The organism is Microbacterium sp. (assembly GCF_035277845.1).
Lineage (GTDB): Bacteria > Actinomycetota > Actinomycetes > Actinomycetales > Microbacteriaceae > Microbacterium.
Window position 1 is genome coordinate 15,083 of record NZ_DATEJS010000271.1, and the last position, 15,333, is coordinate 30,415.

13 protein-coding genes and 1 pseudogene are annotated in these 15,333 nt (G+C 70.7%); 10 read left to right on the top strand and 4 right to left on the bottom strand.

The features are described 5' to 3' along the window. Positions 1-282 precede the first annotated feature (282 nt). The gene (locus VJR25_RS11920; protein ID WP_324115268.1) at positions 283-1,737 is read left to right on the top strand and encodes a sugar porter family MFS transporter; all 1,455 of its coding nucleotides are present in this window, start codon (positions 283-285) and stop codon (positions 1,735-1,737) included. A gap of 131 nt (positions 1,738-1,868) precedes the next feature. Here the strand turns inward: VJR25_RS11920 and VJR25_RS11925 are convergent, their stop codons facing one another. Both VJR25_RS11925 and VJR25_RS11930 read right to left on the bottom strand, forming a co-directional pair. Beyond that, on the bottom strand, positions 1,869-2,648 hold the full coding sequence (locus tag VJR25_RS11925; RefSeq protein ID WP_324115271.1) for a GntR family transcriptional regulator: 780 nt from the start codon (positions 2,646-2,648) through the stop codon (positions 1,869-1,871). Positions 2,649-2,722: 74 nt separating this feature from the next. Continuing rightward, positions 2,723-3,757 carry a Gfo/Idh/MocA family oxidoreductase gene (locus VJR25_RS11930; protein WP_324115273.1) on the bottom strand — a complete coding sequence of 345 codons (1,035 nt, stop codon included), beginning with the start codon at positions 3,755-3,757 and terminating at the stop codon, positions 2,723-2,725. A gap of 82 nt (positions 3,758-3,839) precedes the next feature. Between VJR25_RS11930 and VJR25_RS11935 the strand changes: the two genes are divergently transcribed. After that, entirely contained in the window at positions 3,840-4,235 is a 396-nt protein-coding gene (locus VJR25_RS11935; RefSeq protein ID WP_324115275.1) for a tautomerase family protein, read from the top strand. 21 nt (positions 4,236-4,256) lie between these two features. On the opposite strand, the gene VJR25_RS11940 is transcribed toward VJR25_RS11935, so the two are convergent. Beyond that, on the bottom strand, positions 4,257-5,168 hold the full coding sequence (locus tag VJR25_RS11940) for a LysR family transcriptional regulator (RefSeq protein WP_324115277.1): 912 nt from the start codon (positions 5,166-5,168) through the stop codon (positions 4,257-4,259). A 93-nt stretch (positions 5,169-5,261) separates the two neighbouring features. Here VJR25_RS11940 and VJR25_RS11945 point away from each other — a divergent pair, with 93 nt between their 5' ends. Genes VJR25_RS11945 through tcuA form a run of 3 tightly spaced genes read left to right on the top strand, consistent with a single transcriptional unit; the run spans position 5,262 to position 9,397 of the window. Next, positions 5,262-6,434 (top strand): PrpF domain-containing protein, encoded by a 1,173-nt coding sequence (locus tag VJR25_RS11945; RefSeq protein WP_324115279.1) that lies wholly within the window; start codon positions 5,262-5,264, stop codon positions 6,432-6,434. 60 nt (positions 6,435-6,494) lie between these two features. Next, positions 6,495-7,904 carry an MFS transporter gene (locus tag VJR25_RS11950; RefSeq protein ID WP_324115281.1) on the top strand — a complete coding sequence of 470 codons (1,410 nt, stop codon included), beginning with the start codon at positions 6,495-6,497 and terminating at the stop codon, positions 7,902-7,904. Next, positions 7,901-9,397, top strand: a complete 1,497-nt coding sequence (gene tcuA, locus VJR25_RS11955; protein ID WP_324115283.1) for an FAD-dependent tricarballylate dehydrogenase TcuA — start codon at positions 7,901-7,903, stop codon at positions 9,395-9,397. Before VJR25_RS11950 ends, tcuA begins: the two co-directional genes overlap by 4 nt. Positions 9,398-9,481: 84 nt before the next feature. On the opposite strand, the gene VJR25_RS11960 is transcribed toward tcuA, so the two are convergent. Continuing rightward, entirely contained in the window at positions 9,482-10,156 is a 675-nt protein-coding gene (locus VJR25_RS11960; RefSeq protein WP_324115286.1) for a GntR family transcriptional regulator, read from the bottom strand. Positions 10,157-10,421: 265 nt separating this feature from the next. Between VJR25_RS11960 and VJR25_RS11965 the strand changes: the two genes are divergently transcribed. From VJR25_RS11965 to VJR25_RS11985, 5 genes and pseudogenes are all read left to right on the top strand, one after another. Continuing rightward, positions 10,422-11,618 carry an MFS transporter gene (locus VJR25_RS11965; RefSeq protein WP_324115288.1) on the top strand — a complete coding sequence of 399 codons (1,197 nt, stop codon included), beginning with the start codon at positions 10,422-10,424 and terminating at the stop codon, positions 11,616-11,618. A gap of 10 nt (positions 11,619-11,628) precedes the next feature. After that, complete coding sequence (locus tag VJR25_RS11970) at positions 11,629-12,633, top strand: LacI family DNA-binding transcriptional regulator (protein ID WP_324115290.1); 1,005 nt, start codon at positions 11,629-11,631, stop codon at positions 12,631-12,633. Between the two features lie 81 nt (positions 12,634-12,714). Beyond that, positions 12,715-13,425, top strand: coding sequence for an L-ribulose-5-phosphate 4-epimerase (locus tag VJR25_RS11975; protein ID WP_324115292.1), 711 nt, complete (start codon positions 12,715-12,717; stop codon positions 13,423-13,425). Continuing rightward, positions 13,422-15,038 (top strand): xylulokinase, encoded by a 1,617-nt coding sequence (locus VJR25_RS11980; RefSeq protein ID WP_324115294.1) that lies wholly within the window; start codon positions 13,422-13,424, stop codon positions 15,036-15,038. Before VJR25_RS11975 ends, VJR25_RS11980 begins: the two co-directional genes overlap by 4 nt. A gap of 125 nt (positions 15,039-15,163) precedes the next feature. After that, positions 15,164-15,333 (top strand): annotated as a pseudogene (locus VJR25_RS11985) (L-arabinose isomerase); the annotation flags it as partial.

Genomic DNA, 15,333 nt, shown 5'->3' on the forward strand with positions numbered 1-15,333 from the left:
TGTACTGACATAGTGTCAAATCGTGATCTTGCGAGCATGCGAGGCTGACAGGCGCCCCGGCCCAGCGTCGGGCGACACGCCGGGATGCAGCATCCCGCGCCGGCGTGTCGCCCGATCCTCCGACGTTCGGCGCGTGTCGCCCATGACCGCCTCGGCACGTATGGGTCCGACGGCGCCGGGCTCGGCGAGGACTATATTTGTTAGTTTGACAGGACATAATGTCTCTGTCATGCTGGAGGGGAAGAACCCGATCCCAGGGGTCGGCATGACGAAGGAGTCCGCATGTCCCATTCCTCGACGCAGAGCGGTGGCACCGCCTCTGCGCTTCCCTCTCTGACGCCCGGGCCTTATCGCAAGCGCCTGGGCGTCGTCGCACTCATCGCCACCTTCGGCGGGCTGCTGTTCGGCTACGACACCGGCGTCATCAACGGGGCGCTGGGGCCGATGAGCAAGGAGCTGGGTCTGACGCCGTTCACCGAGGGTCTGGTCACGGCATCCCTGCTGCTCGGAGCCGCCATCGGCGCTGTGGCCCTCGGCCGTCTTGCGGATGCCTGGGGCCGCCGCAAGACGATCACCCTGCTGGCTGTCCTCTTCTTCGTGGGCGCTCTCACCTGCGTGCTCTCGCCGAACCTCGGGGTGATGGTGACCGGCCGGTTCATCCTCGGTCTCGCCGTGGGCGGAGCATCCACCGTGGTCCCCGTGTTCCTCGCGGAGCTTGCGCCCTTCGAGATCCGCGGATCGCTCGCCGGTCGCAACGAGCTGGCGATCGTCGTCGGTCAGCTGGCCGCATTCGTCATCAACGCGATCATCGGCATCGTCTGGGGCGAGCAGGGCGGCGTCTGGCGCATCATGCTCTCGATCCAGCTGATCCCCGCCGTCGCGCTGTTCATCGGGATGCTCCGGATGCCGGAATCGCCGCGCTGGCTCGCCGACAACGGGTTCCACGAGAAGGCGCTGCAGGTGCTGTCCGAGTTGCGGCCGGCGAACCGCGCCGAGCCCGAGCTCGCCGAGATCGAGAAGGTCAAGGAAGAGGAAGAGGCCGAGAAGCTCGACTGGAAGAGCATCGTCGAGGACAAGTGGCTGTTCCGCATCCTGCTCGTCGGCATCGGCCTGGGCGTCGCCCAGCAGTTCACCGGCATCAACTCGATCATGTACTACGGCCAGCAGGTGCTCACGGAGTCCGGGTTCTCGTCGAGTGCGGCGCTCATCGCGAACATCGCGCCCGGTGTCATCGCCGTGATCGGCGGCGTCATCGCCGTCAGCATCATGGACCGTTTCAGCCGCCGCAAGACGTTCCTGCTCGGCTTCGCGCTGACGACCGTCTGCCACATCCTGATCGGGGTCGGCTCGATCGTGCTCCCGGTGGGCAACCCGATTCGCCCGTTCGTGATCCTTTTCCTCGTGGTCGCGTTCGTCGGCTCGATGCAGACCTTCCTGAACGTCGCGGTCTGGGTCACCCTGTCGGAGATCTTCCCGCTGAAGATGCGCGCGTTCGGCATGGGCGTCTCGGTGTTCTGCCTGTGGATCGCCAATTTCGTGCTCGGGCTCTACTTCCCGTCGCTGATCGCAGCCGTCGGCATCACCGGCACATTCTTCGTGTTCGCCGCCCTGGGCGCCCTGTCGTGGATCTTCTGCTTCAAGGCGGTGCCCGAGACGCGCGGCCGCACCCTCGAGCAGCTGGAGGAAGAGGTCACGACCGGCGTCATCTACCTGCCGGAGCACATGCGCGGCCAGTAGAGCGTGCGGCCTTCGCGCGCTGAGCCTGTCGGCTTTCGCGCCCCGGGCCTGTCGAAGGGCAAGACCCGCACGGAGACTGCCCTTCGACAGGCTCAGGGCGCGGGGCGGTCGGGGCGCGGGGGCGGGGCTGCTCAGTTGTTGACGAGGGTGACCTCGAACGAGTACAGGTCGGGGCGGTAGCAGTGCCGGCCGAACTCGACCGCGCGGCCGTCGTTGCTGTACGCGGTGCGCTCCATGGTGAGCACGGCGCCGTGCGCGGGGATGTCGAGCAGGCGCCGCTCCTCGGCGGTGGCGGCACGGGCTCCGATGCGCTGATGCGCGACGCTGATCTGCGTGCCGCGGGCCTTCACCAGCTGGTACAGGCCGCGGCCCTGCAGATCGGCCTCGCCGATCGAGGCGTACTCCGGCGGCAGCGAGTTCTCCAGCACCGCGAGCGGCACGCCATCCGCGAAGCGCAGGCGGCGGATGTGCAGCACTTCACTGCCCTCGGGCACCGACAAAGCCTCGGCCGTGGCGGCATCCGCCGGGATCATCTCCCGCGAGAGCAGCTCGGTGGTGGGATGCTTCGCATCGTTCTGCAGGTCCTCGTAGAGGCTCGTCAGCTCCACCTTACGGGTGACGGGCCGCTGCACGACCTGGGTGCCGATGCCGCGCCGGCGCACCAGCATCCCCTTGCCCACGAGCTCCTGGATGGCACGACGCACGGTCGGGCGCGAGATGCCCAGCCGCTCTCCGAGCGACACCTCGTTCTCCAGTCGACTGCCCGGAGGCAGGGTGCCGTCGGCGATGGCCGTCTCGATGATCCCGGCGATCTGGTAGTACAGGGGGATCGGCCCCGAGCGGTCGAGGCTCAGGAACAGGTCGCTCGCGGGGAGAGGACCGCCGACGGCGGTCTCAGTATTGGTGGTCATAGCATCCCCCGGATCATGACAAAGTCTCGTATTTGTCACAATCATAAGACAAAACGACGACCTATCACAGAGGGTCAGTTCTCCAGCATCACGTGTCGCCGCTCCCGGTCGCTGCGCACGATCGCGTCGAGCACCTGCAGCACGGCCACGCCCTCCTCGGCGGGTACCGGGCCGGGCCCTCCGGATGCCGCGGCCCGCGCGAACTCGTCGTAGTAGGTCGTGTAGTCGCCCTGGGCGGAGGGCACGACGGTCTCGCCGCCGTCGGTGCGCAGGATGCCCCACCGGTCCGGCTGTTCGAACCCCCAGGTGCGGCGGTTCTGCCACGGGCGCTCGCCGCGGCGGATGGCGGCGGTCTGCACGTCGGTGTAGTCGGAGACGTACGAGCCGCAGTCGCCGTAGAGGCGCACCTCCTTCGAGACGAGGTGGTTGATCTTGCTGGCGGAGATGTGGGAGAGGGCCCCCGACTCGTGCTCGATCTCGATCGCGAAGCCGGCATTCGTGCGCCCGCTCGCCGTGTCGACGTGCACCATGCGGGCGGTCACGGCGCGGGCCGGTCCGAGCAGATGCAGGGCCTGATCGACGACGTGGGAGCCGAGGTCGCGCAGCAGTCCGCCGTTGAGCCCGGCTTCGAGGGACTCCGGCTCATCGAGGTCGAAGCGCAGATCGGGCCCGCGCACGGTGCCGAGGCGGCCGCTGTCGATCACCTCGAGGGCGGTGACGATGTCGGTGTCGCGCCGGCGGTTGTGGAAGACGTTCAGCAGCACGCCGCGATCTCGGGCGCGGTCGGCCAGCAATCGGCCCTCGGCGGCGGTGGGCGCGAACGGCTTGTCGGCGACCACTGCCGTGTCGTGGCCGATCGCCTCGAGCACGAGATCGCGGCGGGTGTGCGGGGGAGTCGAGATGACCACGGCGTCCACTCCGGCATCCAGCAACGATGTCAGCGACGGATGGATCGCGATACCGGGATCATCGACTCGCGCGCGGCGCACCGCGTCCTCCGACCGCGCGACGACCGCGACCAGGTCGCACTCCTCCGACGCACGCAGATAGGGGGCGTGGAAAAGTCGCCCGCCGATTCCGTATCCGACCAGTCCGATCCGCACGGTCATGCCGTACCTCCCTGGCTCCGATGCCCCAAAATATGTAAGAATGATAGAACAAAGGCGAATCATTTTCACCCCGGGAGGACACATGCCCCTCGTCCGCATCGACCACAGCGACGCCCGCACCAACTCGGCCGAGATCGCCTCTGCCGTCCACGACGCCATCGTCAGCGTCTACGGGATACCGTCGCGCGACCGGTTCCAGGTCGTCACCGCGCGCCCCGCGTCCACGATCGTCGCGCAGGATGCCGGTCTCGGCTTCGAGCGCACCGATCCGGTCGTCATCCAGATCTTCACGCAGCGTGGCCGCAGCGACCAGGCCAAGCAGCGCCTGTATGCGCAGATCGCGCGCAGGCTGGAGGCGGTGGGCGTACCGGGCTCGGATGTGTTCATCGGCTACGTCGAGAACGGGCCGCAGGACTGGTCGTTCGGCTTCGGCCGGGCGCAGTACCTGACGGGGGAGCTGGCCGTTCCGGCCTCCTGAGCGGAGCTCCGCACCCCGCCCTCACTGCGGGGCGTACGTGCGCGCGGCCTTCCTGAGGATGCGCGCCATCTCCACCGCGGCGGGGGCGAGCCGGTCGTGGCGGCGCTGCACCAGGACGACGTGTCGCTCGGGCGGATGCTCCCGCAGGCGCAGCGCGACGACGTCGGGGCGGAGCGTGGCGAGGGAGAGGGCCGGCACGAGTGCGACGCCCATGCCGATCGCGACCATGGCCTGCACTTCCTGGTAGCCGCGAGCCTCGAAGCTCACGACCGGTTCGAAACCCGCCGCGCGGCAGGCGTCCCGGAGGACGGCGAGCACCTGGGCCGAGGTGCGGATGATCCACTGCTCGTGGGCGAAGTCTCCGAGGGTCGCGTCGCGCGCGGATGCCGCCGGGTGGGATGCCGGCACGAGCAGCACGCTGGGGTCGGTGAGCAGCGGTGTGGTCAGGAGCGTGGCATCGGCGTCGAGCGGCTCCCCTTCGCGCTCCCACATCACGGCGAGCTCGACCTCGCGGGCGAGGAACATGCCCCGCAGCTGCGAGATCTGGGCGCTCTGGACGGTCAGCTTCACGTCGGGGTGGGCGCTGCGGAACGTCGAGATCGCATCCGGCAGGAACGACTCGGTCACGGTGGGGATCGTGCCCAGGCGCAGCGTTCCCGAGCGCAGTCCGGCGAGATCCCGCAGCTCCTCTTCTGCGGCGTTGACCAGCATCTTCATCGAGGCGGCATGGTCTGCGACGACACGACCGGACTCCGTGAGGGTGACGCCCCGCGGGCCCCTCCCGATGAGCGGCTGACCGGCTTCGCGTTCGAGCTGGGCGACCTGCTGCGAGACGGCGGAGACGGTCAGGTGGAGCGCGTCCGCGGCCGCGGTGAGCGAGCCGGATTCGGCCACCTGGCCCAGCACGAGCATGCGTCTGACGTCGAGGCTCATGGCGCCCATTCTCCCATGCGATTTGAATTCCGCTTAACTCACCTATAGATCATTCAGCTGGTGCGAAGACGCGAGCGCGACTTAGCTGGCGACATGAGCAGGAATTCGGGCTGGATGGAAGTGCCGGCCGTGTGGATGCGCGGCGGCACCAGCAAGTGCTGGATCTTCGACGCCGACCGTCTCGCCGAGACCGACGAGCCGGTGGAGGCCGTGCTGCAGACGGCCTTCGGCTCCGGGGATGCCCGGCAGATCGACGGTGTCGGCGGCGGGACGTCGACCACGTCGAAGGCGATGATCGTGCGCCGCTCGGGCGCCGCATCCTTCGACGTCAGCTACACGTTCGCGCAGGTGGGCATCGCCGACCGGGTGGTCGAATGGGGATCCAACTGCGGCAACTGCGCGAGTGCCGTCGGCCTGTACGCCGTGCAGGAGGGCCTCGTCCCCCCGGACGGCGACGAGACGACGGTGCGGATGGTCAACACCAACACCGGAGCCCGGCTGGACGCGATCGTCGCGACGCCGGGAGGCCGCATCCCGCACCTCGGCGACGAGATCATTCCCGGGGTGAGCACGGGCGGCGTGCCGGTGCGGCTGCGATTCGCGGCGCCGCTGTCCGGTGCGGGACGCTCATCGCTCCCCGCCGGCGGCACGCGCACCGCCCTCGACGGGGGCGGACGCACGGTCCAGGCCACGATCGTGGATGCCGGTGCGATCTGCAGCCTGGTCGACGCGGCATCCCTGGGCCTGCGCGGCGACGAAGGAGTCGATCGCGTCAGCGAGGTCCTGGACCAGCTCATCGACCTCCGACGCCGGTCGAGCGTGGCGGCGGGCCTCAGCCGCAGCCTCGAGGAGGCGCAGGACGCCGTCCCGAAGATCGGGATCACCGCGGCGCCGGTGGACTACCGCACGACCGACGGGCAGCCCATCTCCGCGGGCTCGTACGACCTCGCGGTGCGCATGGTCTCGATGCATCAGCCGCATCCCGCGATCGGCCTCACCTCGGCCGTCGCGGTCGCCGTCGCGGCGCTGACCCCCGGAACGATCCCGCACGCCCAGCTCGCGCCCGGTGCCCGCGACACCATCCGGCTGGGAACGCCGTCCGGTGTCGTCGCGGTCACCGTCGACGTCGACGAGGACGGGCGCATCACGGGGGTCGGCGTGAACCGGTCCGCGCGGCGGCTGTCCACCGCGCGCCTGGAGATCCCGCGGTCGCCCGTCACCCACGACGTGCCGTCTCGGCCGATCGAGAGCGTCGCTCGGGGCTGAACGCCCGTCGCACGACCCACCCACCCAGCAAACCAGCCCACACTGTCAGAGAGGATAGAAATGCTCACTCAATTCACGGTGGCGGCCCGGCTCGACCGGCTCCCGATCGCCAAGACCCACCGACTCGTCATCGCCACGCTCGCCGTGGTGTTCCTGTTCGAGTTCGGCGACCTCAACACGTTCGCCTATGTCGCCCCGGCGCTGCAGCAGGCGTACGGATTCACGGTCGGGACGATCGCCGTCGTCACGTCCGCCGGGTTCCTCGGCATGTTCTTCGGAGCGACGCTCGGCGGCCGGTTCTCCGACGCCGTCGGCCGCAAGAAGGCGCTGCTCTCCGCCACGATCCTCTTCTCCGCGGGATCCCTCCTGAACGCCTTCGCGTGGAACGAGGCGAGCTTCATGGCGGTCCGGTTCATCACCGGGGTGGGGCTGTCCGCGATGACCGTGGCGGCGACGACCTACGTCTCCGAGACGATGCCGGCGGCACGCCGAGGCCGGATGCAGTCCGCGGTCATGGCCGTGGGGCTGCTCGGCATCCCGATCATCTCGTTCGCCGCCCGCGGCATCATCCCCATCAGCGCGGAGAGCTGGCGGTTCGTGTTCGTCGTGGGCGCTCTCGCGATCGTCGCGATCCCCGGTCTGGTGCGGATCCCGGAGAGCCCGCGCTGGCTGCTGCGGCACGGACACGACCAGAAGGCGGAGCGGGCCCTGCAGCGCTTCGAGAGCCCGGTGGGCGACCTGCCGCCGCTGGCCGAAGCGCCCGTCGCACCCGTCGGAGACGTGACGTCCGCACTCACGACCTCGCGGGTGCGCGGCGGGTACCGCGTGCTCTTCCGCGGGCTCGCCGGCCGCCGGACGCTCTTCCTGTCGGTCGTGTGGATCTTCCAGACCCTCGGCTTCTACGGCTTCACCGCTTTCGTCCCGACGCTGCTCGTGGCGCACGGATTCGACCTGGTGCACTCGATCGGGTTCGCGGCGATGACCTCCCTGGGCGCGGTGCCCGGCGCCCTGCTGGCCTGGCCGATCTCCGACCGGTTCGGCCGCAAGCTGCCTCTGGTGATCGTGTGCATCGCCACCGCGGTCAGCGGCATCCTCTACGGCATCACGTTCAACGCCGTCGCGATCGTGGCCTTCGGATTCTGCGTCAACGTGCTGATCCAGACGTTCGCGGCCCTGCTGTACACCTACACGCCCGAGCTCTTCCCGACCGAGGTGCGGAACTCCGGCAGCGGGTTCACGTACGGGATGGGGCGTCTCGTGAACATCGTCGGCCCGTTCATCGTCGCCGCCCTGTTCGGATCGCTGGGATATCAGTCGGTGTTCATCTACATCGCCGCCTGCTGGCTGGTCGTGGCCGTCACCATCGCGATCTTCGGACCGCGCAGCGGCAAGGTCACGCTGGAGGACCTCAGCGAGCGGCGGGAAGAACCGGCGCGCGGCGCGGCCGTGGTGGCGGTGAAGACCGCATGACCCTCTCGTCGCGACCCGGTGAAGGCCCCGACGTCCTCGTCGTCGGAGCGGGAAACGCCGGCCTCAGCGCCGCCCATGCGGCCCGGCTGGCGGGTGCGAGCGTCCTGGTGCTGGAGCGGGAGCCGCTCGAGCGGAGCGGGGGCAACAGCTACTACACGGCCGGTGCCACGCGCATCGCCCACGGCGGCAAAGACGACGTCGTCGACCTCGTCGAACCCGACGAGCGCATCGATCGATCGGAGATCCCGGAGTACCCCCCGGAGGAGTATGCGGCCGATCTGCAGCGGGTCACCGAGGGGCGAAACGACCCCGAGCTCACACGGGTGCTCACGCACGAGAGCCGGAGCGCCCTCGGCTGGCTGCACGACCTCGGCGTGCGGTACCGCCTGCTCTTCGAACGGCAGGCCTACCTGCGGCCCGACGGCTCCTACCGGTTCTGGGGCGGCCTGCATCTGGGGAACGTCGACGGCGGGGTCGGCCTCATCGCCGACCATCTGCGTATCGCCGCAGAGCTCGGCGAAGACCTCCGGTTCGGCCAGAGAGCCGTCGACCTCGTCGACGAGGGCGGCAGGATCACCGGGGTCGTGGTCGAATCCGACGGCGCACGTCGGGAGTACCGGGCCGGATCAGTGATCCTGGCCGCCGGGGGATTCGAGGCCAGCCCGGGTCTGCGCGAGCGGCACCTCGGCTCCGGATGGCGGCACGCCAAGGTGCGCGGCACTCCCGGCAACACGGGCGACATGCTCACGGCGGCCCTTGCCCGCGGTGCCGCCCGCGGGGGCGACTGGGCGAGCGCGCACAGCGTGCAGTGGGATGCGTCCGCCCCGGACAACGAGAGCAACCGGGAGCTCACCAATCGCCTGACCCGGCAGAGCTACCCGCTGGGCATCATCGTGAACCGTGACGGCCGCCGCTTCGTCGACGAGGGCGCCGACTTCCGCAACTACACCTATGCGAAGTACGGCAGGGCGATCCTCGAGCAGCCGGGCTCCGTCGCCTGGCAGATCTTCGACGCGCGGCTGCGACCGATGCTGCGCACCGAGGAGTACGACATGCCGGGCGTGAGCGTCGTCGCAGCGGACACGATCGAGGGGCTCGCGCAGGCGGCGGGGATCGACCCCGCGGGCCTGCGACGCACGGTGGACGGGTTCAACGCCGCCATCGACGTGTCCCGCGCCTTCGATCCCACTGTGAAGGACGGGCGCCGGGCCGACGTCGTCCCGCCGAAGAGCAACTGGTCGGCTGCGATCGCCCAGGCGCCCTACTACGCGTACGCCGTCACCTGCGGGATCACCTTCACCTTCGGCGGGCTGGGGGCAGACGTCGACGGCGCCGTCCTCGACGAGACGGGCGAGCCCATCCCCGGGCTGTTCACGTGCGGCGAGATGCTCGGCGGGCTGTTCAGCGGGAACTATCCGGGCGGCTCCGGACTCGCTGCCGGGATGGTGTTCGGCCGGCGGGCCGGGCTCGCGGCGGCGACTGCTTCCCGGTGACCGTTCGGCCCCGGCGTCACGTCACCCACCGCGAGTGCGTCCGCGCGAAGGCTTTCGTCGGGCGTGCTCCGGGGGCCGGCATCGTCACGCCGGGGTCACGTCGTCGAGCAGCTGCGCGGCTGTCGCACCGAGGCCGGTGCTGATATGCCGACGCATCACCTCCACAGCGCCCGCGGCGTCGCCGGCGATGACGCACATCATCAACTCGTGGTGCTCGGCGTTCTTCTGCTGGACCTCGTCGTCGCCGCGGCCCTGGCGCAGGGCGGCCACGCGATAGCGATCCGCCTTGTCCCACAGAGAATCCAGCGTCGCGATCAGCGCCTCGTTGTGCGATGCCCGGTAGATCGCCCGGTGGAACCTCCGGTGCTGCGCGAGCTGTTCGAGGGTCGGATGTTCCGGCAGTGCGGTGACCGTCGAGGCATCCCGGATCGCGGCGATGTCGTCGCGGGTACGCCGCTCGGCCGCGAGTCCGGCCGCCAGCGGGTCCAGCGCGAGGCGCAGCTCGAGCAGGTCGCGTGCCTCTTCGACGCTCAGCCGGGTGACCATGGCGTCGCGGTGCGCTCCGAGCTCGACGAGCCCTTCGGAGCTGAGGCGGCGCAGTGCCTCCCGCAGGGGAGTGGTGCTGATTCCGAGCTCGACCGCGAGGGATGCCTGGTTGAACGACGACCCCGGCGGGTATTCGCCGGAGAGGATGCGGTCGCGCACGACCAGGTACGCGAGGTCGCTCTTGACGGCGTACGCGGGGGTCGGTGCGGTCAACGGCATGCCTATCGGTCGGTGGAGGAGCACTCCGTTATAACACGATTCACGAGCCAAGTTCAGTCAGGGCTCACTTTCGGACCAACCGAGCCGCATTGACATCTCGGAGGTTATAACCTTACCGTGGGCACGGAGACGAGCCTCGAGGTCACGAAGGATGCCGCATGAACACCGACAGCCATCGGATCGGCCCGCTGGTCGGAGACGGCATCGGGCCCGAGATCGTCGCCGGACTCGATGCCGCGGGCGCAGGAGCCAGCCGCTGATGCGCATCGGGCGTCGGGGGCTCCTTCTGCTGCTGGTCCACGCCGCCCTGATCCAGATCATCATCTTCGGCATGCGGCCCGCGCTGTCGTACGCCGCCCTCGCGCTCGGCAGCTCCCCGGCATCCCTCGGCGCCCTCTCGGCGTTCTACGCACTGCCCGCACTGCTGCTCGCCCTGCCGGCCGGCCGCGTCGCCGACGTGATCGGCGAACGCCGGGGCATGGTGATCGGCTCGATCGCCGTCGCGGCCGCCGCGGCGCTCGCCGTCGTCACCGGCGGATCGCTGCCGATGCTGATGGCCGCTTCGGTGCTGCTCGGCTGCGGGCAGATGTTCACGGTGCTCGGCGAGCAGTCGTACGTGGGCTCGGTCTCGGTGGCGCACCGGTCGGATTCCGCCTTCGGCGTCTACGGCTTCGCGGTGTCGCTCGGTCAGACCATCGGGCCGCTCATGCTCGTGCTCCCCGGTGGCACCGCCGCGATGCCGCCGGTGACCCTCGTGTTCGGTGTCGCGCTCGGCTGCGCCCTGCTCATGCTCGTCGTGTCGCTGCTCATCCGCAGCCCGGACCGCCCGCCCACCCTGGCACGGGACGGGATGCTGCGCGCCGCCCGCGGCGTGCTCGCCACCCGCGGACTGCCCCATGCGCTCGTCGCCGGCAGCCTGGTGCTGGCATCCGTCGACATCTTCATCGCGTACGCGCCGCTGATCGGCCACGACCGCGGCTTCTCCGCGGTCGTGATCAGCGCCATGCTCGTGGCACGGTCGGGATTCTCGATGGTCTCGCGGCTGTTCCTCGGCAGGCTCACCCGCGCTCTCGGCCGCCGGCGCCTCCTCGTGAGCAGCATCCTGCTCTCGGCCCTCGTGCTCGCCGGCTTCGTCTTCGACCTGCCCGCTGCGGCCCTCGTCGCGCTCGCCGCCGGCTACGGGTTCGCCGTGGGCATCTGCCAGCCCATCACGATGTCGTGGATCTCGCTGATCGCGCCGCCGGGCACGCGCGGCCTGGCCATGTCGATGCGGCTCGCCGCGAACCGGCTCGGCCAGACCCTGCTGCCGGTCACGGTCGGCGCGCTGGCGGCGGTCGCCGGGGCCGCCGGCGTTCTCGGTGCGAGCAGCGTCATGCTGGTCGTCGCCGCCATGTCGGGGGCCGGCGTGCCGGACGACCCGGCGCAGGGCGCGGTGCGGGAGCCGCCGGTGGCCTAGCGTTTGCTCTATGGACTCATCGTCGGCGCGTCGGCGCAGCGGGCGCGTGGGGGTGCGGGAGGTCGCGGCGGCGGCCGGCGTGTCGACGCAGACCGTGTCGCGGGTCATCAACGAGCACCCCGGCATCCGCGACGAGACGCGGCTGCGGGTGCAGGCGGCGATGGAGTCGCTCGGCTACCGGGTGAACAACGCGGCACGGGCCCTCGGCACGAGCCGCAGCCGCACGCTCGGCGTGATCGCGTCGGATGCCACCCTGTACGGTCCGTCGGTCGGCATCGCGGCGCTCGAGTCGGCGGCGCGCGCCGAGGGCCGCTGGATGGCGACCGCGTACGCGGACGCGTCGGATGAGGCATCCGTCGACGCGGCGCTGGAGCACCTGCTCGCGCAGGGCGTCGACGGCGTCATCCTCATCGCCGCGCACGAGCGCACCCTCGAGGCGCTGGCGGAGCGGCGGCCGGGGGTGCCGGTGACCGCGCTGCATTCCGGTGTCGGGGCGGAGCGGCAGGCCGCCGGTGTCGTCCTCGCCGTCGAGCACCTGGTGGCTCTCGGCCACCGGCGGATCGCCCGCATCGGCGGCCCGGCCGATTGGCTCGAGGAGGGTGCGCGCGCTGCCGGCTTCGACCGCGCGCTCGCCGTACACGCAATCGCCCCCGGGCCGCAGTGGGTGGGGGATTGGTCCGCGGCATCCGGCTGGGCACTCGCCCCTGCGCTCGCCGCCGCCGTCCGCCGCCCGGACGGGCCGACGGCGGTCGCGGTCGCGAACGACCAGATGGCGCTCGGGGTGATGGCGGGGCTCGCCGCCGACGGGCTCGATGTGCCTGCCGACGTGAGCGTCGTCGGGTTCGACGACACCCCGGATGCGGCGTTCTACCGGCCCGCGCTCACCACGGTGCGGATCGACCTGGCCGGCGAGGCGCGGCGCTGCGTGGCGCAGGTGCTCGGGCAGGATGCCCCGGTGCCGGCACGGATGCCGGAGCTCATCGTCCGCGCGTCCACGGCCCCGCCCGCGCGCTGACGCCGGGGAGGGGGCGCCTGGCGGTTGTGATCGTGGAATGTTACCGGTAACATCACTCACGACCCGACCGATGGAGGCCCCGTGACCGACGATGAAGTGCAGGCGGCCATCGCCCGCGTGCGCGAGGACGTGACGCGGCTGCACGGCGAACTGGTGCGCTACGGGCTCGTGGTGTGGACCGGCGGCAACGTCTCGGGTCGCGTGCCGGGTGCCGACCTGTTCGTGATCAAGCCGTCCGGTGTCTCCTACGACGACCTCGCGCCGGAGAACATGATCCTGTGCGACCTCGACGGCAACGTCGTCCCGGGCACGTCCGGCAGCGAGCGGGCGCCCTCCAGCGACACCGCCGCGCACGCCTATGTGTACCGGCACATGCCCGAGGTCGGCGGGGTGGTGCACACGCACTCCACCTATGCGGTGGCCTGGGCGGCGCGCGGCGAGGAGATCCCCTGCGTCATCACCGCGATGGCCGACGAGTTCGGGGGTCCGATCCCGGTGGGCCCATTCGCGATCATCGGCGACGACTCGATCGGCCGCGGCATCGTGCAGACCCTCGCCGGCCACCGCAGCCGCGCCGTACTGATGCAGAACCACGGTCCGTTCACGATCGGCGCGGACGCGAAGGATGCCGTGAAGGCCGCCGTCATGCTCGAGGACGTCGCGCGCACCGTGCAGCTGGCGCGGGCCGCCGGACCCCTCGTGCCGCTCCCTCAGGAGGCGATCGACGCGCTCTACACGCGGTACCAGAACGTCTACGGGCAGGCCGCCGACGCCCGCCGGAGCGCCTCGTGAGCGCGTCCGGGCCCGAGCTCCGCGCGTCCGCCGAGGTCATCGCCGGCGGGCGCGCGGTGCTGGGGATCGAGCTGGGGTCGACGCGCATCAAGGCGTGCCTGATCGGCGAGGACCCGCAGCAGATCCTGGCCGTGGGAAGCCACGACTGGGAGAACCGGCTTGTGGACGGCGTCTGGACGTACCCGCTGGATGCCGTCTGGGCGGGGCTCCAGGATGCCTACGCCCGCCTCTCCGCCGACGTGCAGCACCGGTACGGCGTGCCCCTCACGAACCTGCGGGCCGTCGGCGTCTCGGCGATGATGCACGGATATCTCGCGTTCGACGCGGACGGCGGGCTGCTCACCCCGTTCCGCACCTGGCGCAACACGTCCACGGGACCGGCGGCGGCCGAGCTGACCGAGCTGTTCGGGGTGAACATCCCGCTCCGCTGGTCGATCGCGCACCTGCACCAGGCGGTGCGCGATGACGAGCCGCACGTCGGCCGGGTCTGCTTCCTCACGACGCTCGCCGGCTACGTGCACTGGCAGCTCACGGGCCGGCGCGTCCTCGGGGTGGGGGATGCCTCGGGCATGTTCCCCATCGACCCGGAGACAGGCGACTACGACGACGCGCTGCTCGGCCGGTACGACGCCCTGGCCGCGGGCCGGGTGCCGGCGCTTCGCACCCTGCTGCCCGAGACGCTGCCGGCGGGTGCGGTGGCCGGCGAGCTCACCGAGAGCGGCGCCCGGCTGCTCGATCCGACCGGCGCACTGACCTCCGGCATCCCGTTCTGCCCGCCGGAGGGCGACGCCGGCACCGGCATGGTCGCCACGAACGCGGTGGCCCCGCGCACCGGCAACGTGAGTGCGGGCACGAGCATCTTCGCGATGGTGGTGCTGGAGCATCCGCTGCGCGCCGTGCACGAGGAGCTCGACGTGGTGACGACGCCCGCCGGATGCCCCGTCGCGATGGTGCACTGCAACAACGGCGCGAGCGAGCTGGCGGCGTGGGCCGGCCTGTTCGCCCGCTTCGCGGAGGCATCCAGCACGCCGCTCCGCTCGGATGACGTGTTCGACGTGCTGTTCCGCGAGGCGCTGCAGGCCGAGCCGGATGCCGGGGGCCTCGTGGCGTACAACCACCTCGCCGGCGAACCCATCGCCGGGCTGAGCGCCGGGCGGCCGCTGCTCGTGCGCACCCCCGACAGCGTGTTCACGCTCGCCAACGTGATGCGCGCCCAGCTGTACGGCGCGTTCGGCACGCTGGCGCTCGGCATGAGGGTGCTCGCCGACGAGGGCGTGACGCTGGAGCGCATGTTCGCGCACGGCGGCATGTTCCGTACCGCGGGGATCGCCCAGCGGCTGCTGGCGGCGGCGCTGGATGCCCCGGTCGCGGTCGGTGACACCGCTTCCGAGGGCGGCGCGTGGGGCATCGCGGTGCTCGCCGACTTCCTTTCCCACACCGACCTCGACCTCGCCTCCCATCTCGCCGACCGTGTGTTCGCGGAGGCCGCGGTGAGCGTCGCCGACCCCGATCCGGTGGACGTCGCCGGATTCGCCGCCTACCTCGACCGCTACCGGCGCGGCCTCGCCGTCGAAGCCGCCGCCGTCTGCGCCCTGCCCGCCCCCGCTCGTTGAGCGAGGCCCGTGAAGCGGTCCGAGTCGAAACGTCGGAGCCCACTGCGTTTCGACTCGCTTCGCTCGCTCAACGACCGGTGAATCTCCGAGTTCAACGACCGGCGCAAGACTGAAAGGACCCACCCGTGCCCCTCTCCACCTCCTTCGACGGATGCGAAGTCTGGTTCGTCACCGGCAGTCAGTCGCTCTACGGCGACGAGACCCTCCGCCAGGTCGCCGAGCAGGCCCGCGCGGTCGCCGAGGGCCTCGCCGGGCTTCCGGTGAAGGTCGTCTTCAAACCCGTGCTCATCGAGCC

Excerpts from the sequence above, each read along its gene's own strand:
- VJR25_RS11920 (WP_324115268.1), top strand. The coding sequence starts at position 283 with ATGTCCCATTCCTCGACGCAGAGCGGTGGCACCGCCTCTGCGCTTCCC.
- VJR25_RS11925 (WP_324115271.1), bottom strand. The coding sequence starts at position 2,648 with ATGACCACCAATACTGAGACCGCCGTCGGCGGTCCTCTCCCCGCGAGC.
- VJR25_RS11930 (WP_324115273.1), bottom strand. The coding sequence starts at position 3,757 with ATGACCGTGCGGATCGGACTGGTCGGATACGGAATCGGCGGGCGACTT.
- VJR25_RS11935 (WP_324115275.1), top strand. The coding sequence starts at position 3,840 with ATGCCCCTCGTCCGCATCGACCACAGCGACGCCCGCACCAACTCGGCC.
- VJR25_RS11940 (WP_324115277.1), bottom strand. The coding sequence starts at position 5,168 with ATGAGCCTCGACGTCAGACGCATGCTCGTGCTGGGCCAGGTGGCCGAA.
- VJR25_RS11945 (WP_324115279.1), top strand. The coding sequence starts at position 5,262 with ATGAGCAGGAATTCGGGCTGGATGGAAGTGCCGGCCGTGTGGATGCGC.
- VJR25_RS11950 (WP_324115281.1), top strand. The coding sequence starts at position 6,495 with ATGCTCACTCAATTCACGGTGGCGGCCCGGCTCGACCGGCTCCCGATC.
- tcuA (WP_324115283.1), top strand. The coding sequence starts at position 7,901 with ATGACCCTCTCGTCGCGACCCGGTGAAGGCCCCGACGTCCTCGTCGTC.
- VJR25_RS11965 (WP_324115288.1), top strand. The coding sequence starts at position 10,422 with ATGCGCATCGGGCGTCGGGGGCTCCTTCTGCTGCTGGTCCACGCCGCC.
- VJR25_RS11970 (WP_324115290.1), top strand. The coding sequence starts at position 11,629 with ATGGACTCATCGTCGGCGCGTCGGCGCAGCGGGCGCGTGGGGGTGCGG.